25 protein-coding genes are annotated in these 23,781 nt (G+C 47.4%); 24 read left to right on the plus strand and 1 reads right to left on the minus strand.

Going from position 1 to position 23,781, the window contains the following annotated elements; genetic code table 11:
* The 15 genes from VJL_RS25310 to fliJ all read left to right on the plus strand — a co-directional run.
* Positions 1–417 (plus strand): flagellin (locus tag VJL_RS25310; protein ID WP_038882121.1); only part of this gene is annotated, 417 nt, incomplete at its 5' end.
* A gap of 298 nt (positions 418–715) precedes the next feature.
* Positions 716–1,846: a flagellin gene (locus tag VJL_RS25315; RefSeq protein ID WP_038872117.1), complete on the plus strand. Its 1,131-nt coding sequence runs from the start codon at positions 716–718 to the stop codon at positions 1,844–1,846.
* Between the two features lie 80 nt (positions 1,847–1,926).
* Positions 1,927–2,355: a flagellar protein FlaG gene (gene flaG, locus VJL_RS25320; RefSeq protein WP_038872115.1), complete on the plus strand. Its 429-nt coding sequence runs from the start codon at positions 1,927–1,929 to the stop codon at positions 2,353–2,355.
* A 20-nt stretch (positions 2,356–2,375) separates the two neighbouring features.
* On the plus strand, positions 2,376–4,379 hold the full coding sequence (gene fliD / locus VJL_RS25325) for a flagellar filament capping protein FliD (RefSeq protein ID WP_038882122.1): 2,004 nt from the start codon (positions 2,376–2,378) through the stop codon (positions 4,377–4,379).
* 3 nt (positions 4,380–4,382) lie between these two features.
* On the plus strand, positions 4,383–4,688 hold the full coding sequence (locus VJL_RS25330; protein WP_038882123.1) for a flagellar protein FliT: 306 nt from the start codon (positions 4,383–4,385) through the stop codon (positions 4,686–4,688).
* 12 nt (positions 4,689–4,700) lie between these two features.
* Positions 4,701–5,111 carry a flagellar export chaperone FliS gene (gene fliS, locus VJL_RS25335; protein WP_005438665.1) on the plus strand — a complete coding sequence of 137 codons (411 nt, stop codon included), beginning with the start codon at positions 4,701–4,703 and terminating at the stop codon, positions 5,109–5,111.
* 285 nt (positions 5,112–5,396) lie between these two features.
* A complete protein-coding gene (locus VJL_RS25340) occupies positions 5,397–6,863 on the plus strand; it encodes a sigma-54 dependent transcriptional regulator (protein ID WP_038872109.1) in 1,467 nt (488 codons plus the stop codon).
* Positions 6,864–7,055: 192 nt separating this feature from the next.
* A complete protein-coding gene (locus VJL_RS25345) occupies positions 7,056–8,093 on the plus strand; it encodes a sensor histidine kinase (RefSeq protein WP_038882126.1) in 1,038 nt (345 codons plus the stop codon).
* Entirely contained in the window at positions 8,093–9,502 is a 1,410-nt protein-coding gene (locus VJL_RS25350) for a sigma-54-dependent transcriptional regulator (protein WP_038882128.1), read from the plus strand. The genes VJL_RS25345 and VJL_RS25350 overlap by 1 nt, the downstream gene beginning before the upstream one ends.
* Positions 9,503–9,628: 126 nt before the next feature.
* Complete coding sequence (gene fliE / locus VJL_RS25355; protein WP_038872101.1) at positions 9,629–9,940, plus strand: flagellar hook-basal body complex protein FliE; 312 nt, start codon at positions 9,629–9,631, stop codon at positions 9,938–9,940.
* Positions 9,941–9,954: 14 nt separating this feature from the next.
* A complete protein-coding gene (gene fliF, locus VJL_RS25360) occupies positions 9,955–11,697 on the plus strand; it encodes a flagellar basal-body MS-ring/collar protein FliF (RefSeq protein ID WP_095760607.1) in 1,743 nt (580 codons plus the stop codon).
* Positions 11,690–12,742 carry a flagellar motor switch protein FliG gene (fliG, locus tag VJL_RS25365; RefSeq protein ID WP_038872096.1) on the plus strand — a complete coding sequence of 351 codons (1,053 nt, stop codon included), beginning with the start codon at positions 11,690–11,692 and terminating at the stop codon, positions 12,740–12,742. Before fliF ends, fliG begins: the two co-directional genes overlap by 8 nt.
* A 113-nt stretch (positions 12,743–12,855) precedes the next feature.
* A complete protein-coding gene (gene fliH, locus VJL_RS25370) occupies positions 12,856–13,656 on the plus strand; it encodes a flagellar assembly protein FliH (RefSeq protein ID WP_038872093.1) in 801 nt (266 codons plus the stop codon).
* A 3-nt stretch (positions 13,657–13,659) separates the two neighbouring features.
* The gene (fliI, locus tag VJL_RS25375; RefSeq protein WP_038872090.1) at positions 13,660–14,979 is read left to right on the plus strand and encodes a flagellar protein export ATPase FliI; all 1,320 of its coding nucleotides are present in this window, start codon (positions 13,660–13,662) and stop codon (positions 14,977–14,979) included.
* 6 nt (positions 14,980–14,985) lie between these two features.
* Positions 14,986–15,429 (plus strand): flagellar export protein FliJ, encoded by a 444-nt coding sequence (fliJ, locus tag VJL_RS25380; protein ID WP_005438686.1) that lies wholly within the window; start codon positions 14,986–14,988, stop codon positions 15,427–15,429.
* Between the two features lie 36 nt (positions 15,430–15,465).
* Here fliJ and VJL_RS25385 read toward each other — a convergent pair whose 3' ends face one another.
* Positions 15,466–15,780, minus strand: a complete 315-nt coding sequence (locus VJL_RS25385) for an NIPSNAP family protein (RefSeq protein ID WP_038882129.1) — start codon at positions 15,778–15,780, stop codon at positions 15,466–15,468.
* Between the two features lie 264 nt (positions 15,781–16,044).
* Here VJL_RS25385 and VJL_RS25390 point away from each other — a divergent pair, with 264 nt between their 5' ends.
* From VJL_RS25390 to flhB, 9 genes are all read left to right on the plus strand, one after another.
* Positions 16,045–18,051 carry a flagellar hook-length control protein FliK gene (locus VJL_RS25390; protein ID WP_038882143.1) on the plus strand — a complete coding sequence of 669 codons (2,007 nt, stop codon included), beginning with the start codon at positions 16,045–16,047 and terminating at the stop codon, positions 18,049–18,051.
* 39 nt (positions 18,052–18,090) lie between these two features.
* A complete protein-coding gene (gene fliL, locus VJL_RS25395; protein WP_038872085.1) occupies positions 18,091–18,591 on the plus strand; it encodes a flagellar basal body-associated protein FliL in 501 nt (166 codons plus the stop codon).
* A 7-nt stretch (positions 18,592–18,598) separates the two neighbouring features.
* Positions 18,599–19,645: a flagellar motor switch protein FliM gene (fliM, locus tag VJL_RS25400; protein ID WP_038872083.1), complete on the plus strand. Its 1,047-nt coding sequence runs from the start codon at positions 18,599–18,601 to the stop codon at positions 19,643–19,645.
* 97 nt (positions 19,646–19,742) lie between these two features.
* Positions 19,743–20,153: a flagellar motor switch protein FliN gene (fliN, locus tag VJL_RS25405; protein ID WP_005438697.1), complete on the plus strand. Its 411-nt coding sequence runs from the start codon at positions 19,743–19,745 to the stop codon at positions 20,151–20,153.
* A gap of 1 nt (position 20,154) precedes the next feature.
* On the plus strand, positions 20,155–20,568 hold the full coding sequence (fliO, locus tag VJL_RS25410; RefSeq protein WP_038872081.1) for a flagellar biosynthetic protein FliO: 414 nt from the start codon (positions 20,155–20,157) through the stop codon (positions 20,566–20,568).
* On the plus strand, positions 20,555–21,424 hold the full coding sequence (fliP, locus tag VJL_RS25415) for a flagellar type III secretion system pore protein FliP (protein WP_038872079.1): 870 nt from the start codon (positions 20,555–20,557) through the stop codon (positions 21,422–21,424). The genes fliO and fliP overlap by 14 nt, the downstream gene beginning before the upstream one ends.
* Before the next feature lie 28 nt (positions 21,425–21,452).
* Positions 21,453–21,722 carry a flagellar biosynthesis protein FliQ gene (gene fliQ, locus VJL_RS25420; RefSeq protein ID WP_005380488.1) on the plus strand — a complete coding sequence of 90 codons (270 nt, stop codon included), beginning with the start codon at positions 21,453–21,455 and terminating at the stop codon, positions 21,720–21,722.
* An 8-nt stretch (positions 21,723–21,730) separates the two neighbouring features.
* A complete protein-coding gene (gene fliR, locus VJL_RS25425) occupies positions 21,731–22,513 on the plus strand; it encodes a flagellar biosynthetic protein FliR (protein ID WP_038872076.1) in 783 nt (260 codons plus the stop codon).
* 9 nt (positions 22,514–22,522) lie between these two features.
* On the plus strand, positions 22,523–23,653 hold the full coding sequence (flhB, locus tag VJL_RS25430; protein WP_038882131.1) for a flagellar biosynthesis protein FlhB: 1,131 nt from the start codon (positions 22,523–22,525) through the stop codon (positions 23,651–23,653).
* Positions 23,654–23,781: the final 128 nt, after the last annotated feature.

Raw genomic sequence — 23,781 nt, forward strand, 5'->3', positions numbered from 1 at the left:
GACGGTAAGCTGCAAGTGTTTGCGGGCAACAACAAAGTGGAAGGCGACGTTGAATTCTCTGGCGGCCTATCTGGTGAGCTAGGTCTAAGCGACGGTAAGAAAGTAACGGTTGATACTATCGACGTAACATCAGTAGGTGGCGCACAAGAATCTGTAGCTATCATTGATGCAGCATTGAAATACGTAGACAGCCACCGTGCAGAGCTAGGTGCTTTCCAAAACCGTTTCAACCACGCAATCAGCAACTTGGATAACATCAACGAGAACGTGAACGCGTCGAAGAGCCGTATCAAAGATACCGACTTCGCGAAAGAAACGACTCAAATGACCAAGTCACAAATTCTATCTCAAGCGTCAAGCTCAATCCTTGCGCAAGCAAAACAAGCGCCAAACTCAGCGCTAAGTCTTCTAGGTTAATCCCTAACCTAAGACAAGAACCATATTGGCTCGTGGTGAGAGATGAGCGAGTAAACCCAGCTTCGGCTGGGTTTTTTATGTCTGATTTTTTATTTTAATCGAGTGTTATTTATCCCCAATCGTAATATTAGAGATTCATCACACTTCATTAAGTCGAAGAAAATAATCGCAAAAAATTGAAATTTTCTCCTAAAGGATATTTATAGGCCGCCGTTAAAGGGACTGAGAGAAATGAGATGTACCTAAGTGAGGTGAGAGACACGACGGTACATCAACTAAAGCCTTAAGGAGATCAACTATGGCGATTAACGTTAATACTAACGTTTCTGCGATGACCGCACAGCGTTACCTAAACCAGGCGGCTGAAGGTCAACAAAAATCAATGGAGCGTTTGTCTTCGGGTTATAAAATCAATAGCGCGAAAGACGATGCTGCCGGTCTACAGATTTCTAACCGTTTGAACGCACAGAGCCGTGGTCTAGACATGGCTGTGAAAAACGCGAACGACGGTATTTCTATTGCACAGGTTGCTGAAGGTGCAATGAATGAATCTACCAACATCCTACAACGTATGCGTGACCTATCGCTTCAATCTGCGAACGGTTCGAACTCAAAATCAGAACGTGTAGCGATCCAAGAAGAAGTTACAGCGCTTAACGACGAACTAAACCGTATCGCTGAAACAACCTCTTTCGGTGGTAACAAGCTTCTTAACGGTACTTACGGTACTCAATCTTTCCAAATCGGTGCGGACTCTGGTGAAGCGGTCATGCTTTCTATGGGTAACCTACGTTCTGATACTTCTGCAATGGGCGGTAAGAGCTACGCAGCAGAAGACGGTAAAGATGCATCTTGGGCGGTTGGTGACAACACTGAACTTAAGCTGAACTACACCAACAAGCAAGGTGAAGAGAAAGAGCTGACTATCACTGCAAAGCAAGGCGATGATATTGAACAGCTAGCAACTTACATCAACGGTCAAAGCGACGACGTTAAAGCGTCTGTTGGTGAGGACGGTAAGCTGCAAGTATTCGCTGCTACTCAAAAAGTAACAGGTGATGTTGAGTTCTCTGGCAACCTAGCAGGTGAAATTGGCTTCGGTGATGCTAAAGACGTAACGGTTAAAGACATCGACGTAACGTCAGTTGCAGGTTCTCAAGAAGCGGTAGCTATCATCGATGGCGCACTAAAATCAGTAGATAGCCAACGTGCGTCTCTTGGTGCATTCCAAAACCGTTTCAACCACGCAATCAGCAACCTAGACAACATTAACGAGAACGTTAACGCGTCTAACAGCCGTATTAAAGATACTGACTACGCGAAGGAAACAACGGCGATGACTAAGTCGCAGATCCTTCAACAAGCAAGTACTTCAATCTTGGCACAAGCAAAGCAGTCACCATCTGCGGCGCTGAGCTTGTTGGGCTAATTGGGTCGACTCAGCCTAGTGATACCATCACCAAAGCGATAGACCTAATCGTTAGCTCATAAGGTGGAAGGGAGATTGTAATGGAAATATCCTCCTACGCATCGAACATCCAGCCTTACGGCACACCGAGTGGCACAAAAGTTGCTAAAGAAAATGGCATAGGCACGCCTAGCACAGCAAGTTCAAACGGTAACACTTCGCCTGTAAAAGCGAAGGAAACCGAACGTGACCTCTCTGTTCAAGCTGCGATTGAAATGGCGGAATCCCGCCAAGAGCTGAACAAAGAAGAGCGCGAGAAAATGGTTGAGCAAATGAATGAATTTGTGAGCGCCATGAATAAAGGAGTGGCGTTTCGAGTCGATGAAGAATCGGGTCGAGACGTCGTGACGATTTACGAAGCCACAACCGGTGATGTAATTCGTCAGATTCCTGATGAAGAAATGCTAGTGGTATTGCGTCGCCTAGCTGAGCACACAGCTAACCGCGGTTTGTTAGTTGAAAAGGTGTAAGTCGTTTTTGAGGTGATTTGATGAGTTTAGGCCCTTTGGGGATGTCTGGTGGCATGGATATCAATTCCATGGTCAGCAAAATTGTAGATGCCGAGCGTGTGCCAAAGCAGCAACGCATCGACAACGAGCGTACGACAATTGACGCCAGCATCAGTGCCTACGGGCGACTCAGAGAATCGTTGGATACGATGAAAAATCTCATGACGAACTTTCGTCAGGAGAAGGCGTTTGCCGTTCGTTCTGTAGAGACAACGGACGACGCAGTCGTATCTGCGACCGCAACTACTGACGCTATAGCCGGTAAGTATGCTATCGATGTGTTGCAGCTTGCACAGAGCCATAAAGTGGCTTCTGACGTTCTGCCAGAAGACGTTAAGTTTGGTCCTGGTAAGCTGCAGATTTCTCTTGGTGATGACACCTTCGACGTTAATGTCCGTTCTAGCTCTAAGCTAGTTGATGTCGTTCGTGGAATTAACGGCGCTAAGGATAACCCTGGCGTACGTGCTTCCTTAATTAACGACGTAGAAGGGCCGCGTTTGATCCTTGCTTCGAACCTGTCGGGCAAGGACCATCAACTTAAAGTCAGTGTGGACGCCGAAGCCGGCAGCCCTCTGAAACATTTCGAATACAAAACACTGGAAGACCGAGTGAATGCGCTTGAAGAAGCACGTGAAGCGGCTGAAGCAGTGTTAGGGCCTCTAAAAGCGCCTGAAACCGATGCAAACCAACCGGAAGCGTTGGATGCAGACGGCAATCCTATACCTCCTGAAGAACAACAAGCGGCAGAGAATGTGCCAGATGGCGCAACGGATGAACCGATCTCTGCGGCCGGTGCTGCCGCTGCGAAAGCGGGTCAAGAAGCGATAGAAAAAGCCAATCAACGAGCGGGTATGCGTCCGCAAGACAGTATCCCTGGCTGGACTGAAACCGCTTCAGGTACACTCCTCGATTCTTACCGTCCACCGGAATTAGAGTTGGACGAAGATGCGATCGCCAAAGCGCCAGACGTACCGGGCTGGAACAATACCGCCTCAGGTACGTTGACTGATTCTTACGTCACAACCAAAGAAGCCAAGCAGCAATTAGAGCAAGAAAAAGCCGAGATCGAAGAAAAGATTGCGGATGAAAAACAAGCGCTTGACCAAAAAGTGGAACGTGGAGAACTGACAGAAGAAGAAGCAAAGACCATCCATCGCGCTAAATTAGAACCCGAAGAGCGTGAACGTCTTGAAAAGATAGATGTAGCAGAAGCTAAAATTGCTGAGGCTCAAAAATCCTTCGAGGCTTACACCGGTATGGCTCAAGTCCAAGCAGGACAAGACTCCATGGTGATGCTGGATGGTGTTGCGCAGTTGTCGAGTCACAACAACGTCATTGAAGATGCCATTGAGGGCGTGAACCTCACTTTGAAAGGCAAATCAGAGCTGGGTAAACCGCCTGCTGAAATCGGTGTTGAATATGACCGTCAAAGCGTGCGCTCAGATATCGAAAGCTTTGTTTCGGCTTACAACGCGTTCTATCAAACATCCAAAGCATTAGCGAATGTCGACCCAACGACAGGTCAACGCGGGCCTTTAGCGGGTGACAGTACTGTTCGTAATGCTGATTCTCGGTTGAAATCGGTCTTTTCGACCAACATTGAAAAAGCACCAGAAGACCTAAAATCGCTGACTGAATTTGGCATTACTACGACTCGTCAAGGTACGCTAGAAATCAACTACGACATGCTTGATCGTCAGCTGAACAACAACTTCAACGAGTTAGAGAAGTTCTTTGGTGGCAATACCGGTTTTGCCAAACGTGTGGAAGATGCGATTCAAGGCATCACGGGTTTCACTGGCAGTATCCGTACTCGTGAAAAAAGCCTGACTGAACAAAATTATCGTCTGAGTGATGATCAAGCGGCACTCGATCGCCGCATGGACAGCTTAGAGAAGCGCACTCATGCAAAATTCGCTGCCATGCAAGACGCTACTGGCAAGATGCAAGGCCAACTTGGAGCGTTAATGAACGCGCTGGGCTAATAGATGCGAAATGAACTCATTGAAATAGGTGATATTGATCAACTAATTACGAAAGAACTGGAAAAAGTCGACGTTAATGCTGAAGAAATTCAACGTTTGGTCGATATCAGGGAACGGTTATTGCAAAACCTGCTACCCATTGTCGAGAGCAATCCGGTGCTAAAGCAGGAAGTAGAATGGCAAAACTTGCTCATTCGTACCAAAAGAATTGTCGAGCTGATGCAGGCAGAGACTTCTAACGTGGGTAAAGAACTTCATAAGTTCCGTTATGGTCAGCGTTCGCTTCAGCAGTACAAAAAATTTATATAAAAGAGGAATACTATGCGCGGTTCTTTGCAAGCATACAAAAAGGTATCAGTCGACAGCCAATTGAGCGCGGCTTCTCCGCACAAAGTCATTCAAATGCTAATGGCAGGTGCAATTGAGCGTCTGATCCAAGGTAAAGCAGCAATGCAAGCAGGCAATATTCCTGCAAAAGGTGAGCGTCTAGGTAAAGCGTTGGACATCATCATCGCACTGCGCAGCTGTCTGTCGATGGACGACGGTGGTGATATTGCATCAAACTTAGATTCACTTTACGAGTTCATGATCACTCAGATCTCGGCAGCGAACCATCAGAATGATCCTCAGCCAATCGACGACGTTATCGATATTATCCGTGAGATCAAATCAGCTTGGGACCAGATCCCGACTGAATTCCACAACCTAACAGCAGCAGAAGTGGGCATTTAATAATCAAAACAATACCTTACTTAAATAGTAGGGTATTGCGTCTGATTGCACAGAAAGTTATTCAGTAAAGTTACAATCAAGCTCACACCTCTTTATTGCTTGGTTGCCTTATTTTTTTATTCAAATAAAATAGAAGTCATTAGTGGCCCCTAATGGCTTTTTTTTGTTGCTGATTTTCCTATTTTGTCTATCGTTAATTGAGAGTGGTCCCCCCTTTTTACACTCAATTGCGCAAATCAAGGTCTGGCCGCAACACACCCATAATAAAGGCAATCATTCTTACTTATGCAAGGTTTGGCAAAGCTGCTTGTAATTGATGACGATGCACCAAGTCGTTTAAATATAAGCAATATATTGGAATTTGTTGGAGAAAGTTGCGAAGCGGTCAGTTCTGACCAGCTAGGCGATGTAGACTGGTCTAGCGTGTGGTCAGGTTGTATTGTCGGTAACATCTCGGCGGGTAGTGCTGCGACAACAGTGATGGCTCACCTTAATGAAGCCTACCATATCCCACTTCTCATCTTGGGCTCGTTTCCGCTGCCTGTTGATGACTTGCCAAATTTCGTTGGGGAGTTAGAGCAACCGCTGAACTACCCACAACTTAGCGAAGCACTGCGTCACTGCAAAGATTTCCTTGGTCGCAAAGGCGTTAACGTTGTTGCAAGCGCACGAAAAAATACTCTTTTCCGTAGCCTTGTAGGCCAAAGCCGTGGCATTCAAGAAGTTCGTCATTTGATTGAACAAGTTTCTAATACTGAAGCAAACGTACTGATCTTGGGTGAATCTGGCACGGGTAAAGAAGTCGTCGCACGCAATATTCATTACCATTCTGCTTACCGTAATGGTCCGTTTGTGCCAATTAACTGTGGCGCAATTCCGCCAGAGCTGTTGGAAAGTGAACTGTTTGGTCACGAGAAAGGTGCTTTCACGGGGGCATTGACCTCGCGTAAAGGCCGATTCGAATTGGCAGAAGGCGGTACGATCTTCCTTGATGAAATTGGCGATATGCCAATGTCGATGCAAGTGAAGTTACTGCGCGTTCTACAAGAGCGATGTTTTGAACGTGTAGGTGGTAACACCACGATTAAAGTAAACGTTCGTGTTGTAGCAGCAACGCACCGCAACCTAGAGAACATGATCGATGATGGCACATTCCGTGAAGATCTGTTCTACCGCCTCAATGTATTCCCAATCGAGATGCCGGCGCTGAAAGCACGTAAGCAAGATATTCCATTGCTACTGCAAGAACTGATGACGCGTTTGGAAGCCGAAGGTGGGCAACCAATTTGCTTTACGCCTCGTGCAATTAACTCCTTAATGGAACACAACTGGCCGGGTAACGTTCGCGAGCTTGCGAACCTTGTTGAACGCATGATTATTCTGTACCCGAACAGTTTGGTCGATGTAAATCATCTGCCAACCAAGTACCGTTACAGTGATATCCCTGAGTTCCAACCAGAAGGTAACCCATTTACTTCGGTTGAAGAACAAGAGCGTGACGTGTTCCAAGATATCTTCTCTGAGAACTTCAGTTTTGAAGATCAAAGCGATCTGGACCACAACATGAATGCGCCTCAAGCACTGCCGCCAGAAGGCGTGAACTTGAAAGAGCTATTAGCCGATATGGAAGTCAATATGATCAGCCAAGCGTTAGAAGCGCAAGGTGGTGTGGTTGCACGAGCAGCAGATATGCTTGGAATGCGACGCACGACTTTGGTTGAGAAAATGCGTAAATACAATCTACAACGATAGGTAAAGTCTGACGTTCATACGGTTAAACTCTGAACGTTTTGTTATCTTTTCTGACAATAAAACCGCACTTTTCTTAGTGTCAACTTCTTGTCGATAACATAACGCTATGATAAATATAGAAAACAGCTTGGTATGCTAATTGCTTACCAAGCTGTTTTAGTATTTAAATGGCGATATTTCGACAGGCAGTGAATGGACAATAACACCAACCAATCCCATTTAGACTCAGTAGAGAATCAAGTAGAGCGTTACAAACAAGTTTTGGACGTGATGCCTGCTGGTGTGATCTTGCTCGATACACACGGTGTTGTGCGCGAAGCGAACCCAGAAGCACATCGAATTCTAGAGATTCCACTGGTCAACGAGAAATGGTTCAACATCATCCAAGCGGTCTTTGATCCGCGTGAAGATGATGGTCATGAAATCTCACTGCGTAATGGACGTAAAGTTCGCTTGGCGATCTCCGCTTCGGCGACGGGACAGCTGATTCTGATCACCGACTTGACCGAAACACGCTTGCTGCAATCACGCGTGAGTGATTTGCAACGACTGTCCTCCTTAGGTCGCATGGTGGCGTCTTTGGCTCACCAAGTAAGAACGCCGTTATCGAGTGCCATGCTATATGCATCAAATTTAGGTGCGCCAAATCTCCCTCCAGCGACAAGAGAGCGATTTCAAAGCAAATTAATGGATCGACTGCACGATTTGGAGAAGCAGGTTAATGATATGCTGCTTTTTGCCAAGGGTGGTGATAATAAAGTCATTAAGCCATTTAACATTGCTCAGCTTGTTGCGGAATACCAGCCGATGGTGGAAACCGCGCTGAAGAACAATAACATTGACTACTTCTTAGAAGTGGAAGAAGAACAGACTGAGCTGTTAGGCAATGCTAACGCCATTGCATCCGCACTGAGTAACTTGGTGATGAATGCGATTCAGATGTCTGGAAAGGAATCACAAATAGATGTCTTTTTCCGCCCGGTTAACGGTGAACTGCGCATTTCTGTGCAAGACAGCGGGCCGGGAGTACCAAAAGAACTACAAGCCAAAATTATGGAGCCGTTTTTTACCACGCGTTCTCAAGGAACCGGGTTGGGGCTCGCTGTAGTTCAAATGGTTTGCCGTGCCCATGACGGTCGATTGGAACTCATTTCAGAGCAGGGCGATGGAGCCTGCTTTACCATGTGCATTCCGCTAGAGCGAGTGCAAGCAGATACTGGAGAATCATAATGGCGCAAAGCAAAGTGCTGATCGTAGAGGACGATGAAGGTCTTCGTGAAGCCCTAGTAGATACTCTGGCTCTGGCAGGGTACGAATGGTTAGAAGCCGATTGTGCAGAAGATGCGTTAGTAAAACTAAAGTCAAACGCGGTCGACATCGTGGTTTCTGACGTACAAATGGCAGGCATGGGCGGTTTGGCTCTGCTACGCAATATCAAACAGAATTGGCCGAACTTACCCGTTCTTCTTATGACGGCTTACGCAAACATTGAAGACGCAGTATCAGCAATGAAAGAAGGTGCGATTGATTACATGGCGAAGCCATTTGCACCAGAAGTACTGCTGAACATGGTGAGCCGTTACGCACCAATTAAGAGTGACGATAACGGTGACGCGGTCGTGGCGGACGAGAAAAGTCTGCGCCTATTGGCTTTGGCTGACAAAGTCGCGCGCACCGATGCAAACGTGATGATCTTGGGCCCAAGTGGCTCTGGTAAAGAAGTGATGTCCCGTTACATCCACAATGCATCTAATCGCAAAGATGGCCCTTTTGTCGCAATCAACTGTGCAGCAATCCCAGACAACATGCTTGAAGCGACGTTGTTCGGCTACGAGAAAGGTGCGTTTACCGGTGCGGTTCAAGCGTGTCCGGGTAAGTTTGAGCAAGCACAAGGCGGTACGATTTTGCTGGATGAAATCAGTGAAATGGACTTGAGCTTACAAGCGAAACTGCTACGTGTTTTACAAGAGCGAGAAGTGGAGCGTTTGGGTAGCCGCAAGAGCATCAAACTCGATGTGCGCGTTCTTGCCACTAGTAACCGTGACCTCAAGCAGTACGTCTCAGAGGGCAACTTCCGTGAAGACTTGTACTACCGCTTGAACGTATTCCCAATTTCATGGCCGGCACTTTGTGAACGTAAGGGGGATATTGCGCCACTTGCAACGCATCTTGCTGAACGTCATTGCAGCAAAATGGGCATGCCAGTACCTAAGTTCTCACCAGTTGCATTAGATAAACTGCTTCAATATCCATGGCCGGGTAACGTTCGTGAGTTGGATAACGTGGTTCAGCGAGCACTCATTTTGAGCGAAAATGGTGACATCGATGCAGAACACATTTTGTTGGAAGGTGTAGATTGGCAAGATGCAAGCAGCCTACAATCTGTTGTGCAAAATGCTGAGGTTTTGGTTCCCGATGTTAAGCCTGTCGCGCAAGTGGATCCGATCAATCGTGTTGCTGCTGGTGGTGAAGGCCTTGGTGGTGAACTGCGTGACCAAGAGTACGCGATCATTTTGGAAACCTTGATCGAATGTAACGGCCGCCGCAAAGAGATGGCAGAGAAGTTAGGTATTAGTCCGCGTACCCTGCGTTACAAACTCGCCAAAATGCGTGACGCTGGTATCGATATTCCTGCTTAGTACTCACATCAATAGCCATAGGACAAAAGTGTGGGTACACTACGGCACTATTGTCTTATGGCACAGTAATTGCTGTGTCAATAATCAGTTTTAGTTAATAGTCAAACTTTTGGCTTAGAGGTGACAATGAAAGTTGATGGTATTCAAGCACAAATGCGCGCCATGATGGTGGAAGCGACCAACACCGCTCCCGTTGCAACTGGTGCGAAAGTAGGGGCGGATTTTGGCGATCTCCTCACTAAAGCCATCAATAACGTTAACTCACTTCAAAAAACATCCGGCGACCTGCAAACGCGTTTCGATCGTGGTGACGCTGATGTTTCCCTTTCTGACGTTATGATTGCTCGTAACAAGTCCAGTGTTGCATTTGATGCCACTGTACAAATCCGCAATAAGCTCGTTGAGTCCTATAAGGATCTCATGAACATGCCAGTGTAATTTAGGTAATAAGTGTGGCAGACAAGTCTACAGATTTAACCGTCACCGATGGCGGCGCAGATGGTGCACTGATCGCTGGCTCAGATTTGGATGTGGATAGCCAAAACCCAGATCTTGAAGAGCGTAGTGCGTCAAAATTCGATATGGCAGTAGGTGACCTCGATTTACTTCGACAGGTTGTGCTTGTGCTGTCTATCTCTATCTGTGTTGCGTTAATCGTGATGCTGTTCTTCTGGGTGAAAGAGCCGGAAATGCGCCCTCTAGGTGCGTATGAAACCGAAGAATTGATCCCAGTGCTGGATTATCTTGATCAGCAAAAAATCAACTACAAGCTTGATGGCAACACCATCTCGGTTGAGTCGAGTGATTACAACTCGATCAAACTCGGCATGGTGCGCTCAGGTGTGAACCAAGCGACTGAGGCGGGTGATGATATTCTGCTGCAAGACATGGGCTTTGGTGTATCACAACGTTTGGAGCAAGAACGTTTGAAGCTCAGCCGCGAGCGCCAACTTGCGCAAGCGATTGAAGAGATGAAGCAAGTGCGTAAAGCACGTGTGCTTCTTGCTTTGCCAAAACACAGTGTGTTCGTACGTCACAACCAAGAAGCGTCTGCTTCGGTATTTTTGACACTCTCTACTGGCACAAGCCTTAAGCAACAAGAAGTTGACTCCATCGTAGACATGGTGGCGAGTGCTGTTCCTGGCATGAAGACGTCACGTATTACGGTGACCGATCAACACGGTCGTCTATTGAGCTCAGGCTCACAAGATCCTGCCTCTGCAGCTCGTCGTAAAGAGCAAGAACTTGAACGCAGCCAAGAACAAGCGCTACGAGAAAAAATTGATTCCGTCCTGCTGCCAATCCTAGGTTTTGGTAACTACACGGCGCAAGTAGACATCCAAATGGATTTCAGTGCCGTAGAGCAGACTCGCAAACGTTTCGACCCAAATACACCAGCGACACGAAGCGAATATGCACTCGAAGATTATAACAACGGTAACATGGTGGCAGGCATTCCTGGCGCTTTGAGCAATCAACCGCCGGCGGACGCGTCTATCCCACAAGACGTCGCGCAGATGAAAGATGGCTCAATTACCGGCCAAGGCTCGGTGCGTAAAGAATCAACGCGCAACTTTGAACTCGATACAACCATCAGTCACGAACGTAAACAGACTGGTACATTGGCACGCCAAACCGTTTCTGTAGCTATCAAAGACCGTCGCAGCGTGAATCCAGACACGGGTGAAGTCACTTACACTCCAATGTCAGAATCTGAAATTAATGCGATTCGTCAAGTGCTGATCGGTACGGTTGGTTTTGACCAAAATCGTGGTGACTTACTCAATGTCTTGAGTGTGAAGTTTGCCGAGCCAGAACTTGAGCAGATGGTCGATCCACCGATTTGGGAACATCCGAACTTCAATGATTGGGTTCGTTGGTTCGCAAGTGCATTGGTGATCATCGTTGTGGTCTTGGTGTTGGTTCGCCCAGCATTGAAGAAACTGCTCAACCCAGCGAGCGACGACGAAGACGAAATGTACGGACCAGATGGCTTGCCAATTGGTGCGGATGGCGAAACCAGCCTGATTGGTAGCGACATCGAAAGCGGTGAACTGTTTGAGTTTGGTTCAAGCATTGATTTGCCTAACCTTCACAAAGATGAAGATGTATTGAAAGCGGTTCGCGCTCTGGTTGCAAACGAGCCTGAACTTGCCGCTCAAGTTGTGAAAAATTGGATGAATGACAATGGCTAACGATATCGTTCCTCAAGATGAAAATGGCGGATTGCCGGTAGAATTTGATGCGTCCACCATTACTGGTGAAGAAAAAGCAGCCATCTTATTGCTCAGCCTGAATGAGAGTGACGCCGCTGGCATTATTCGTCACCTAGAACCCAAGCAGGTTCAGCGTGTGGGCAGTGCAATGGCAAAGGCAAAGGACCTTAGCCAAGACAAAGTCTCAGCAGTTCATCGAGCGTTTTTGGAAGACATCCAGAAATACACCAACATTGGTATGGGCAGCGAAGACTTTATGCGTAATGCTCTGGTTGCTGCACTGGGTGAAGACAAAGCGAATAACTTGGTTGATCAAATCCTATTGGGTACCGGCTCGAAAGGTCTGGATTCGTTAAAATGGATGGACCCTCGCCAAGTGGCAAGCATTATTGTCAACGAACACCCGCAGATCCAAACGATTGTTTTGTCTTACTTGGAAGCAGACCAGTCCGCAGAAATCCTATCTCAGTTCCCAGAGCGCGTGCGCTTGGACCTGATGATGCGTATTGCCAACCTAGAAGAAGTTCAACCGTCTGCACTCGCAGAGCTGAACGAAATCATGGAGAAACAGTTCGCAGGCCAAGCGGGTGCACAAGCCGCGAAGATTGGCGGCCTGAAGGCAGCGGCAGAAATCATGAACTACCTAGACAACAACGTCGAAGGTATCTTGATGGAACAAATTCGAGACCAAGACGAAGACATGGCGACGCAAATCCAAGACCTTATGTTTGTATTCGAGAACTTGGTGGAAGTGGACGACCAAGGTATTCAGAAATTGCTGCGTGACGTTCCACAGGACGTTCTGCAACGTGCACTTAAAGGTGCCGACGACTCTCTACGTGAGAAAGTCTTCAAGAACATGTCTAAGCGTGCAGCTGAGATGATGCGCGACGATATCGAAGCAATGCCTCCGGTTCGCGTAGCAGACGTAGAAGCGGCGCAGAAAGAAATCTTGGCGATTGCTCGTCGTATGGCTGACGCTGGCGAAATCATGCTGTCTGGCGGCGCAGACGAGTTCTTATAATCCTTTCTTATTCCTCCTGCTTAAGTGGGAGGAATGCACTTCCTTAGTCGCGCATTTTTCAAAGCACTTTATTTTTAATATCAATTTCAACATAGACAGATTGTAGGTTAAGCATGGCTGGCGATAGAAAACGTGGATTTATCCGTCCTGATGAAGACGATGCGATGATCGAACCGCAGCGCTGGGGGTTGCCTGATTACGGCGAGCCGAAAGCAAAGCAAGCCAAGCAAACTGCGTTCAACTACGATCCAGGTTGGGTGCCAAACTTTGACGAACCAGAAGAAGAGCAAGCGCTTGAGCTGACAGAAGAACAGATTGAATTGATCAAGCAGGGCGCTTATCAAGAAGGTCTGTATCAAGGTCAAGAAGCAGGCTTTAAACAAGGCTACGACAAAGGCAAAGAAGAAGGCATTCAAGCAGGACATGCAGAAGGTCTGGAGCTCGGCAAAGTTGAAGGCGTGACGGCAGGACAAGAGTACATTCAGCAGCAAGTAGAAACCTTCATGAACTTGGCAAACCAGTTCGCTCAGCCTTTGGAACTCATGAACGCTCAGGTTGAAAAGCAGCTGATAGACATGGTGTTGTGCCTAGTCAAAGAAGTCGTACACGTGGAAGTGCAAACCAATCCTCAAATTATTCTCGATACGGTGAAGCAGTCTGTCGAAGCGTTGCCTATTTCTGGTCATCCAATCACCTTGCATTTGAACCCCGATGACGTCGCGATCATCCGTTCTGCATATGGTGAAGAAGAGCTCGATTGCCGTAACTGGACGTTGGTCTCTGAACCGGCGCTAAACCGTGGCGATGTACAAATTGCAGCGGGTGAATCGAGCATTAACTACCGCATGGAAGAACGCGTGAAAAGCGTGTTGAACAGCTTTTGTGGTGCAAATCGCCATCAAGGGAGCGAGTAATCCATGCAAGCCTTGGCCGACCGCTTAAAAAACTACAAAGTTGAAGGTTTAACCACACGCCCTGTTGCTTCCGGCAAGCTTGTGCGTGTTGTTGGCTTAACTTTGGAAGCGACGGGTTGCCGTGCGCCAATTGGCAGTTTGTGTTTGGTCGAAACCATGTCCGGTCATATGGAAGCGGAAGTGGTGGGCTTTTCTGGAGACAATCTTTTCTTAATGCCGAGTGAGCAAATCACAGGCATCTTACCAGGGGCGAAAGTGACACCTTTGACCAGCGAGGCCGGTCTGCCTGTTGGTATGGAACTACTAGGTCGCGTGATCGACGGTGTGGGTAACCCACTGGACGGTCTTGGTCCGCTTTACACCGAACAACGGGCTTCGTTCAATGCCGAACCTATTAACCCATTGGCACGTAAACCGATATCCGAACCACTCGACGTCGGCCTGAAAGCCATCAACGGTTTATTGACGGTAGGTAAAGGCCAGCGTATTGGTCTGTTTGCCGGTTCTGGTGTGGGTAAATCGGTCACCCTTGGCATGATGACACGAGGCACGACGGCGCAAGTGGTTGTCGTTGGCCTGATTGGTGAACGTGGACGCGAAGTAAAAGAATTCATTGAAGAGATTTTGGGTGAAGACGGACGCCGTCGTTCTGTTGTGGTGGCTGCTCCTGCCGATGCTTCACCTTTGATGCGTTTGAAGGGGTGCCAAACTGCCCTGACGATTGCCGAATACTTCCGTGACCAAGGGTTAGATGTTCTTCTATTGATGGACTCACTGACTCGTTTTGCTCAAGCACAGCGCGAAATTGCACTGTCAGTTGGTGAGCCTCCTGCAACCAAAGGTTATCCGCCTTCGGTATTTGCGAAATTACCGGCGTTGGTAGAACGTGCGGGTAATGGCAGTGATGACCAAGGTTCGATTACCGCTTTCTTTACTGTTTTAACCGAGGGTGATGATCTACAAGATCCGATTGCCGATGCGTCACGTGCGATCCTCGATGGCCACATCGTGTTATCCCGAGAAATGGCCGATGCGGGCCACTACCCGGCGATTGACGTTGAGAAATCGGTGAGCCGCGTTATGCCGCAAATCACCACCGAAGAACACGTATTGATGTCGAAAGCTGTGCGCCAAGTGCTCTCCATTTGCCGTAAAAACCAAGACTTGGTGTCGATTGGTGCGTACAAGCCGGGTACTGATCCAGCGATCGATGGTGCGTTTACCCTCAAGCCAAGATTGGACGAATACCTACAACAACGTATGAAAGAATCCGTACCATACGATATGTGTGTCAATATGCTGAAAAGCATTTTAGGTGGGTAATAGCGCATGAATAACGCGATGGAATTCCTACTAGATCAAGCGAAAGAGCGTGAAGACCAAGCGGTGTTGGCACTGAACAAAGCACGCTCAGAGCTTGAAGACTACTACCGCCAAGTCGAACAGATTGAAAAGTACCGTTTAGATTACTGCCAACAGTTAGTCGATCGCGGTATGGCAGGTCTGACGGCCAGTCAATATGGTCACTTAAACCGATTCTTAACCCAGCTTGATGAAACGCTTTCCAAGCAAAAGCAGGCAGAAAACCACTTTAAAGAGCAGGTGGTGAACTGCCAAGACTATTGGTTAAACATGCGTAAAGAACGGATGTCTTACGAGTGGATGATTGAAAAGCGCGAGAAAGAAAAGCAAATTGCGGAAGCTAAGCGTGAGCAAAAGCAGATGGATGAGTTTTCTACCTTGCTGTATAGCCGAAAGCCGCAACGTTTTTAAGCGTCTCCTGTCGCTATGTAGTATTGTTTTTGTTGGCTACATGTCGACGGATTCAAGCACAGTGACTTTAACCGAGTCTTGCTCGATCAACTCAAACACTTTTGGACGAATGTTGCTAATCCACCAATCATTGTAAGTGTCCGCATAAAGTCTCTGACGATCGGCTTCGCTATCAAATTCTCGTAACCACACAAAATAATCGTGCCCATCTTCACCCGTGTGAACATAGGTGCTTAGGACATGCATGCCTTTGGAGCGTTGGTAGGGCAGCAACTCGTCTTTCATCCACGTTAACCATTGCTCTGTTTTGCCTGTTTTGATTTTGTATTGGCGTAATTCTGTTACTTTCACAGTCGGTCCTCGTCGGTTGAGCAAGGTTACTGTTTACGCCTTGAAAGCGTTTGAGTCAAATTCATCGAACTAAGCCGTTTCTTCTAAGGTTGATCTTGATTCCATCATTCAATCGGGCCTGACGAGCGTCAGAAAACTCACGTTATGCGTTGGCGTGATTTTTGCAATTCTATTTGCCAAACGGGTTCTCCAATCACCTAATTTTGCCATGCAAGGCAATCCGGCAGCGGAATGACTCACGCTGGCGATAACGAGAGTGTCTATATGAATGTGAATTTGTCGAATGTTTCTGCAACCAGTAAGTCATCGGTTTCCGATGCGTCTTCAAAAGTTGATGCAGAAAACCCTGAAAGCAAAGGTTTTTTTGAAACCTTAGCTGGGGTATTTACGGATTCACAAAAAGCAGAAAAGGCAATCGCGAAGTCTGACACGCCAGAAGCATCAACAGAAATTGAAAGCGAAAGCCTGAAAGTGGCCGCGACAGGCTCCGAAGGTGAGAGCCAAGAAAAAGTCACAACAGAAGGTGAGAAGACCACGCCAGCCGAATCGACCGATGCGTTGTTGATTCAAGGCGAGACAAAGGCAACAAGCGATCAAGATAGTAAAGCGGCGCCTGCAGACTCTGATGTTGACACTGTTGGGGTAAATTCATCGGTTTCACAGAGCGGTAGTGAAGTCCCTGTTAATACAAAATTTGATTCTGGCCACGCAGGGCATACGTCCGTGGTGGCGAGTGAGACTCAAAAGAACATATCCGATACCCAAGTACAGAGTGATAACGTAAAGAGTGCGATGGGAGAAGGTCAACAGTTGCTTGGTCGAATTGAACAAGCAAACCAAGCGCTAAAAACTAATGAGTCTTTAGTTGATAGCGGCAAAGCATTGCCACCAGAGGCAGCATTTGCAGCAAAGTCAATGATGACAGTGGATGGTAAGCCGTTATCACCAGAGCAAAAGATCGAACTAGCAGCGTCAAATACGTTACCGCAAGGTGAGATTACCGTGTCGAAACAAGGTGAAACGGTGACTTTGGATGCCGACGGTAAACCAATTGGCCCACACCCTAAGACAGAAGCACAAATTGATTGGAATTCACCGAACACTCAAGCCATGCATGCAGAAGCAACCGTAAACGCGACGACGCAAGCCGCGGTTAACGGCCAAGTTGTCACACAAGGTGCGCAGCCGGTTATTGGATCTGAGGCGTCTCAAAAGACCTTGTCAGCCGACGCTGAAACGATTGACGTAAAACGCATCTCTATCGATGAACTACACGTCATCGATACAAAGTTAGCGCAAGGAAAGCCGCTTTCTAAGCAAGAGAACGATATCATTGAAGGGCTAAAAACGGGCGAACTTATTGCGGATATTCCAGAGCAAGAGTTGGCTCAGTTTGTTGCCTTACCGAGTGATGTAAAAGTCGCAATGGCAGAACATCAAGCAGCTCAACACAATTCTAGAACGGTTGCTTCAACGGTGACCGCTCAGCAAGCGCATCAACTTGCCGCACAGGAACTAAAGCATACGACCGCACAAGTGAACGCTCAAACTGCAGCTACGCCAAATGTCGATAAAGCTGCAATGTCTGTGATGCCAGAGGCACTAGCGGCTTCAACGATGAATCCTGTGAATCAAGCAGCATCGAGTGCTGAATTGAGTAAGAAGGTCATGAATGCTGGCCTTGCTGCTGGCGCATTAAAAGGTGCTGCGAATAAGCAAGATAAACCGGAACCACAACCTAGTTTAGCGGGACAAATTCAAGCGGCAGCAGGTCAACAAGGTGTGACAGCTCAGCAACAAACAAGAGTGGATGCCGCTCAGCAAGCTCAGTTGCCGTTGCAACTAACCAAAGAGCTGGCGAATGATCAAGTCGCTGAGAAAGTGCAAATGATGATGTCGAAGAACTTAAAGAACCTCGATATCCGTCTTGACCCACCAGAACTTGGTCGTATGCAAATCCGCATGACAATGAACAACGATCTTGCCAACGTTCATTTTACGGTAGCAAACCCACAAGCACGCGACTTGATTGAACAAACACTGCCTCGTCTAAGAGAAATGTTGGCGCAGCAAGGCATGCAACTGGCGGATTCTTCAGTGCAACAACAAAGCAGTGGTCAGCAGCAAGGTGGCTATGCTAATGCGGATCAAAATGGTCAAAGCGGACAAGGTCGTGGATTTTCTGGCCAGTCAGATGAAAACTTTGATGCCGACGTGAATCTTGATTTGAATGTGGCCTCAAAGCGTGATGGAATTAGTTTTTACGCATAAAATAGCGGCCTAGAAAAAGCAGAACAATAAGAGACAGTAATGGCAGAAGAACAGCTACAAGGTGTTGATGCACCGAAAGGAAAAGGCAAACTACTGGTCATCATCATTGCGGTAGTGGTGTTGCTTATCGGTGGTGGTGCAGCAGCCTTCTTTTTAATGGGTTCTGACGAGCCTGCGCAAGCCGCTCAAACTCAGCAAGCGCAAGCCACGACCGCTGCAGAGCCCATTGCTTACGTTAACATTGCACAACCGTTTATTTTTAACGTGACGGGTGACCGTCGCGACAGACTGGTACAAATCAAAGCACAGCTGATGGTGCGCGGTAGTGAAAATGAGCAATTAGCTCGTTACCACTCCCCACTAATTGAAAGCTCTTTGTTGTCGACTTTCGCATCGGCAACCGTAGAGCAGCTTCGTTCACCTACGGGTCGTGTGGAACTGCGAGATCGCGCTTCAGACGACATCAAAGCGGCATTGAACGCGGCAGTTGGTAAGCCAGTGATTGAGAAAGTACTGTTTACAGATTTTGTAATTCAATAGGTAAAACGTGACCGATCTATTAAGCCAAGACGAGATTGATGCGCTCCTGCATGGGGTTGACGATGTTGATGACGTCGATGAACCCATAGATGCCGGCGACGAAAGTGCCGTCAGTTTCGATTTCTCGTCTCAAGACAGGATTGTCCGTGGTCGGATGCCGACGCTCGAACTTATCAATGAGCGCTTTGCACGACACATGCGAATCAGCCTGTTTAACATGTTGCGTAAAACCGCTGAGGTGTCGATTAACGGCGTACAGATGATGAAATTTGGTGAATACCAAAATACGCTGTACGTTCCGACCAGTTTGAATATGGTGCGTTTTCGTCCACTCAAAGGCACAGCCTTGATCACCATGGAAGCACGTTTGGTGTTTATCTTGGTTGAAAACTTCTTCGGGGGTGATGGTCGTTTCCACGCCAAAATCGAAGGCCGAGAATTCACGCCAACCGAACGTCGCATCATTCAGCTTCTGCTGAAAATTGTTTTCGAAGATTACAAAGAAGCGTGGTCGCCAGTGATGGGGGTGGAATTTGAATACCTCGATTCTGAAGTGAACCCAAGTATGGCAAACATCGTGAGTCCGACCGAAGTGATTGTCGTGAGTTCATTCCACATCGAAGTTGATGGCGGTGGCGGTGACTTCCACGTAGTGATGCCTTACTCCATGGTTGAACCAATCCGCGAACTGCTTGATGCAGGTGTGCAGTCCGACAAGATGGAAACTGACGTTCGTTGGAGCTCTGCTTTGCGCGAAGAAATTATGGATTGCCCGGTTAACTTCCGTGTGAACTTGTTAGAGAAAGACATCTCTCTTCGCGATTTGATGGAACTGCAGCCGGGTGATGTTATTCCGATTGAAATGCCAGAACACGCGACTATGTTCATCGAAGATTTGCCGACTTACCGTGTGAAAATGGGGCGTTCTGACGACAAGCTTGCCGTGCAAGTTTCTGAAGAAATCGAGCGTCCACACGTAGTCAAAACCGATTTAGCCTTCTTGGGTAAAGACATCATGTCTGAACTTGAGAATGACGACGATACAAACGATTAAAAATCCTTGCTAAAACAAGCCGCCAAGATGTCTCTCTCAATGTCATTGGTGACGAGACTCAAAAAGGCGTAAGCAAGGCTTAACACAGGACAGAAAAATGGAACCAAGTGACGATCAAAAGCTAGCAGACGAATGGGCAGCCGCTCTTGGCGAAGACCCGTCTGCACCTTCAATCGATGTTGATGAGATATTGGCAGCGCCACTGGAAGAGTTGAAAGATACTTCTGCTCCAATTACGGAGGACGAGCGTCGTAAACTCGATACCATTATGGATATTCCAGTGACCATTTCGATGGAAGTGGGTCGCTCGCAAATCAGTATCCGTAACCTGCTGCAATTGAACCAAGGTTCGGTTGTGGAACTTGACCGTCTAGCTGGTGAGTCATTAGATGTATTGGTTAACGGTACTTTGATTGCTCATGGTGAAGTCGTTGTCGTCAATGACAAGTTTGGTATTCGTCTGACCGACGTGATCAGCCAAACTGAACGCATTAAAAAGCTGCGCTAATATGAGCAGTTCAATCAAAACGCGATTGAAGCAAATTACAGGAGCACTCGGCTTAATGCTGAGTGCTCCTTATGCATTTGCAGCCGCGCCAACGAGTCTAGATTTAGCAACCACGTTAGGTTCTTTAGTGCTTGTGATTGGTGTGATTTTATTACTGGCTTGGTTGCTAAAACGCATGCAAGTTCCAGCGATGGGGCAACAGAAAGGGCTGCGTATTGTCAGTCAGTTACCAGTCGGCACCAAAGAGCGCATTGCGGTTGTTCAGGTTGGTGAAGAACAGTTCTTGGTTGGCATTACAAGTCAATCTATCCAAACCTTGGCCAAGCTTGAAACGCCATTGAAAGAGGAAGCGTTGGCGACCAGCGCATTTGCTAGTCAATTTAGCCAACTGATAAAAAAACATGACAAAGGATAATTCAATCCGCCTGATGTTGAGCACCTTTATGTTGCTAATTGGCGTGCTGTTTTCTTCGCTTTCTTTTGCACAAGCAGAGGAATCATCATTGCCTGCCAATCTAGCGCAGGGCGACAGTGTGACGGTTAAGGCAATGGAGGGTGAGTCAGGCTCAAGCCGCAGTATGTCGGTGGGTAATGGTGGCGGTATTCCTGCCTTTACCATGACGACCAACGCCGACGGCAGTGAAGACTATTCAGTGACGTTACAGATTCTTGCCTTAATGACCATGCTTGGCTTCTTGCCAGCGATGGTGATTTTGATGACGTCGTTTACCCGTATTGTGGTGGTGATGTCGATTCTGCGACAAGCCATGGGTCTACAACAAACGCCTTCTAACCAAGTCATCATCGGTATCGCGCTCTTCCTGACTTTCTTTATCATGTCGCCTGTCTTGAATGAGATTAACGATCAAGCGGTTCAACCCTATTTGAATGAGCAAGTGACGGCTCGTGAAGCCTTCGACGCTGCACAAGCGCCGATGAAAGCTTTTATGCTCAAACAAACTCGCATCAAAGATTTGGAAACCTTCGTGACCATGTCAGGTGAAGAAGTGACCAACCCAGAAGATGTCTCGATGGCGGTCTTGATCCCAGCTTTCATTACCTCTGAACTTAAGACGGCATTCCAGATCGGCTTTATGCTGTTCTTACCGTTTTTGATCATCGACCTGGTTGTTGCTTCTGTTTTGATGGCAATGGGTATGATGATGCTATCGCCAATGATCGTATCGCTGCCATTTAAGCTGATGCTGTTTGTACTGGTGGATGGGTGGAACTTGATATTGTCGACACTTGCCGGCAGTTTTGCCCTTTAGATTGGCCACAGAGAGAAGAGGGTAAGACATGACTCCAGAAATGTTTGTCGAGCTTTTCCGTGAGGCACTTTGGATGGTGCTGATCATGGTGTGTGCCATCATTATCCCCAGCTTGCTGATTGGTCTAGTCGTGGCGATTTTCCAAGCGGCAACCTCCATCAACGAACAGACGCTGAGTTTCTTGCCGCGTTTGATTGTCACTTTGTTGGCTCTGATGTTGTTCGGCCACTGGATGACGCAAATGCTGATGGAATACTTCTACGGCCTGATAGAACGCTTACCACAGGTGCTCTACTAGAGGCGCGTATGGAGTATCCAACTCATATCGTCCTCGACTGGATCGCAAACTACTTCTGGCCCTATACCCGTATCTCTGCCATGTTGATGGTGATGACGGTAACCGGGGCACGCTTCGTCTCGCCTCGAATTCGCTTATACCTTGGCTTAGCGATCACCTTCGCGGTTGCGCCTGCTATTCCCGCTGTGCCACAAGACATTGAATTGCTCTCTTTCCGTGGTTTCATGACCATCGCTGAGCAAATCATTATTGGCGTTGCCATGGGCATGGTGACTCAATTTATGATCCAAACCTTTGTTCTGCTTGGTCAGATCCTCGGTATGCAATCGAGCTTGGGTTTTGCCTCCATGGTTGACCCTGCGAATGGGCAGAACACGCCACTGCTTGGTCAGCTCTTTATGTTCTTGGCAACTATGTTCTTCCTTGCTACCGATGGGCACTTAAAAATGCTGCAGCTGGTAGTGTTCAGTTTTAAAACCTTGCCAATTGGTTCTGGCTCATTAGGAAGCGTCGACTTCTATGAGATGGCGAGTTGGCTAGGCATCATGTTTAAAACGGCATTGAGTATGTCTTTATCTGGCATCATCGCATTGCTTACCATCAACTTATCATTTGGTGTAATGACGCGTGCTGCACCGCAGTTGAATATTTTCTCACTCGGTTTTGCATTCGCTTTGATGGTGGGCTTGCTGCTTTGTTGGTACATTCTGGCGGGTTTATACAGCCATTATGAATTGTTCTGGGCTGTGGGTGAGGAGCAGATTTGTAACCTCATTCGCTTGAATTGCTAGGAGGCTGGATTGGCAGAGTCAGACGGTCAAGAACGCACCGAAGAAGCCACCCCCCGACGGTTACAACAAGCCAGAGAGAAGGGGCAAGTTGCTCGATCTAAAGAGCTCGCATCCGCCTCTGTGCTGATTGTGGGCGCGATCGCCTTAATGTGGTTTGGTGATGCTTTAGCACGTTCACTGTTTTCTATCATGAGCCGTTTATTTGATCTCAAGCGAGAAGAGATCTTTGATACTGCAAAGTTGTTTGATATTGCGTTTGGCGCGATGACAGATTTGCTGTTTCCACTGTTTTTGATTCTCATCACCTTGTTTGTTGCTGCCATGATTGGAGCCGCAGGGGTCGGGGGCATCAGTTTTTCTGCTGAAGCGGCAATGCCAAAACTGTCCAAAATGAACCCGCTTAGCGGTTTAAAACGTATGGTTGGTATGCAGAGTTGGGTGGAGCTTATCAAGTCCATCCTGAAAGTCGCACTTGTTACGGGGATGGCAATATACCTCATTCAAGCCTCACAAGCGGACTTGATTCAACTCAGTATGGATGTGTATCCGCAAAACATCTTCCATGCTTTGGATATCCTACTCAACTTCATTTTGCTTATCAGTTGTTCGTTGTTAATTGTGGTCGCGATCGATATTCCCTTTCAGATCTGGCAGCATGCCGATCAACTTAAGATGACCAAACAAGAGATTAAAGACGAATACAAGGAGACCGAAGGCAAGCCAGAGGTAAAAGGGCGTATTCGCATGTTGCAAAGGGAAGCCGCACAGCGTCGAATGATGGCGGATGTCCCGCAAGCGGACGTTATCATTACCAACCCTGAGCACTTTTCGGTAGCACTGCGCTATAAGCAGAAAACGGACCGTGCGCCTGTGGTGATTGCCAAAGGTACTGACCACATGGCGATGAAAATCCGAGAAGTGGCGCGTGAACATGACATTACCATTGTACCCGCTCCACCACTGGCGCGTGCGCTTTATCACACCACCGAATTAGAACAAGAAATACCCGACGGACTGTTTACTGCCGTTGCACAAGTTCTCGCATTTGTGTTCCAGCTTAAGCAATATCGTAAACGTGGCGGTCAGCGACCTAAGATCCAAGATTACGATTTGCCAATCCCATCGGAACATCGCCACTAATGAAAATAATTGCATGGGTGAAGTAGACAAAAATTCGCATTAGATCAAAGGATTGTGATTTCTTTGAGCGATTAGTCATTATTTTGGCGTTAATCATGGTACACACATTGCTTATAACGCGTTAATCA

This window comes from Vibrio jasicida CAIM 1864 = LMG 25398 (assembly GCF_000400365.1).
Classification (GTDB): Bacteria; Pseudomonadota; Gammaproteobacteria; order Enterobacterales; family Vibrionaceae; genus Vibrio; species Vibrio jasicida.

What these genes read in the sequence shown, in the direction of transcription:
- fliD (WP_038882122.1), top strand. Translation starts at nt 2,376, where the DNA reads ATGAGTTTAGGCCCTTTGGGGATGTCTGGTGGCATGGATATCAATTCC.
- fliI (WP_038872090.1), top strand. Translation starts at nt 13,660, where the DNA reads ATGCAAGCCTTGGCCGACCGCTTAAAAAACTACAAAGTTGAAGGTTTA.
- VJL_RS25340 (WP_038872109.1), top strand. Translation starts at nt 5,397, where the DNA reads ATGCAAGGTTTGGCAAAGCTGCTTGTAATTGATGACGATGCACCAAGT.
- VJL_RS25330 (WP_038882123.1), top strand. Translation starts at nt 4,383, where the DNA reads ATGCGAAATGAACTCATTGAAATAGGTGATATTGATCAACTAATTACG.
- fliL (WP_038872085.1), top strand. Translation starts at nt 18,091, where the DNA reads ATGGCAGAAGAACAGCTACAAGGTGTTGATGCACCGAAAGGAAAAGGC.
- fliQ (WP_005380488.1), top strand. Translation starts at nt 21,453, where the DNA reads ATGACTCCAGAAATGTTTGTCGAGCTTTTCCGTGAGGCACTTTGGATG.
- fliO (WP_038872081.1), top strand. Translation starts at nt 20,155, where the DNA reads ATGAGCAGTTCAATCAAAACGCGATTGAAGCAAATTACAGGAGCACTC.
- fliP (WP_038872079.1), top strand. Translation starts at nt 20,555, where the DNA reads ATGACAAAGGATAATTCAATCCGCCTGATGTTGAGCACCTTTATGTTG.
- VJL_RS25350 (WP_038882128.1), top strand. Translation starts at nt 8,093, where the DNA reads ATGGCGCAAAGCAAAGTGCTGATCGTAGAGGACGATGAAGGTCTTCGT.
- VJL_RS25315 (WP_038872117.1), top strand. Translation starts at nt 716, where the DNA reads ATGGCGATTAACGTTAATACTAACGTTTCTGCGATGACCGCACAGCGT.
- fliJ (WP_005438686.1), top strand. Translation starts at nt 14,986, where the DNA reads ATGAATAACGCGATGGAATTCCTACTAGATCAAGCGAAAGAGCGTGAA.
- fliH (WP_038872093.1), top strand. Translation starts at nt 12,856, where the DNA reads ATGGCTGGCGATAGAAAACGTGGATTTATCCGTCCTGATGAAGACGAT.
- fliR (WP_038872076.1), top strand. Translation starts at nt 21,731, where the DNA reads ATGGAGTATCCAACTCATATCGTCCTCGACTGGATCGCAAACTACTTC.
- VJL_RS25345 (WP_038882126.1), top strand. Translation starts at nt 7,056, where the DNA reads ATGGACAATAACACCAACCAATCCCATTTAGACTCAGTAGAGAATCAA.
- flaG (WP_038872115.1), top strand. Translation starts at nt 1,927, where the DNA reads ATGGAAATATCCTCCTACGCATCGAACATCCAGCCTTACGGCACACCG.
- VJL_RS25390 (WP_038882143.1), top strand. Translation starts at nt 16,045, where the DNA reads ATGAATGTGAATTTGTCGAATGTTTCTGCAACCAGTAAGTCATCGGTT.
- fliN (WP_005438697.1), top strand. Translation starts at nt 19,743, where the DNA reads ATGGAACCAAGTGACGATCAAAAGCTAGCAGACGAATGGGCAGCCGCT.
- fliE (WP_038872101.1), top strand. Translation starts at nt 9,629, where the DNA reads ATGAAAGTTGATGGTATTCAAGCACAAATGCGCGCCATGATGGTGGAA.
- fliS (WP_005438665.1), top strand. Translation starts at nt 4,701, where the DNA reads ATGCGCGGTTCTTTGCAAGCATACAAAAAGGTATCAGTCGACAGCCAA.
- fliG (WP_038872096.1), top strand. Translation starts at nt 11,690, where the DNA reads ATGGCTAACGATATCGTTCCTCAAGATGAAAATGGCGGATTGCCGGTA.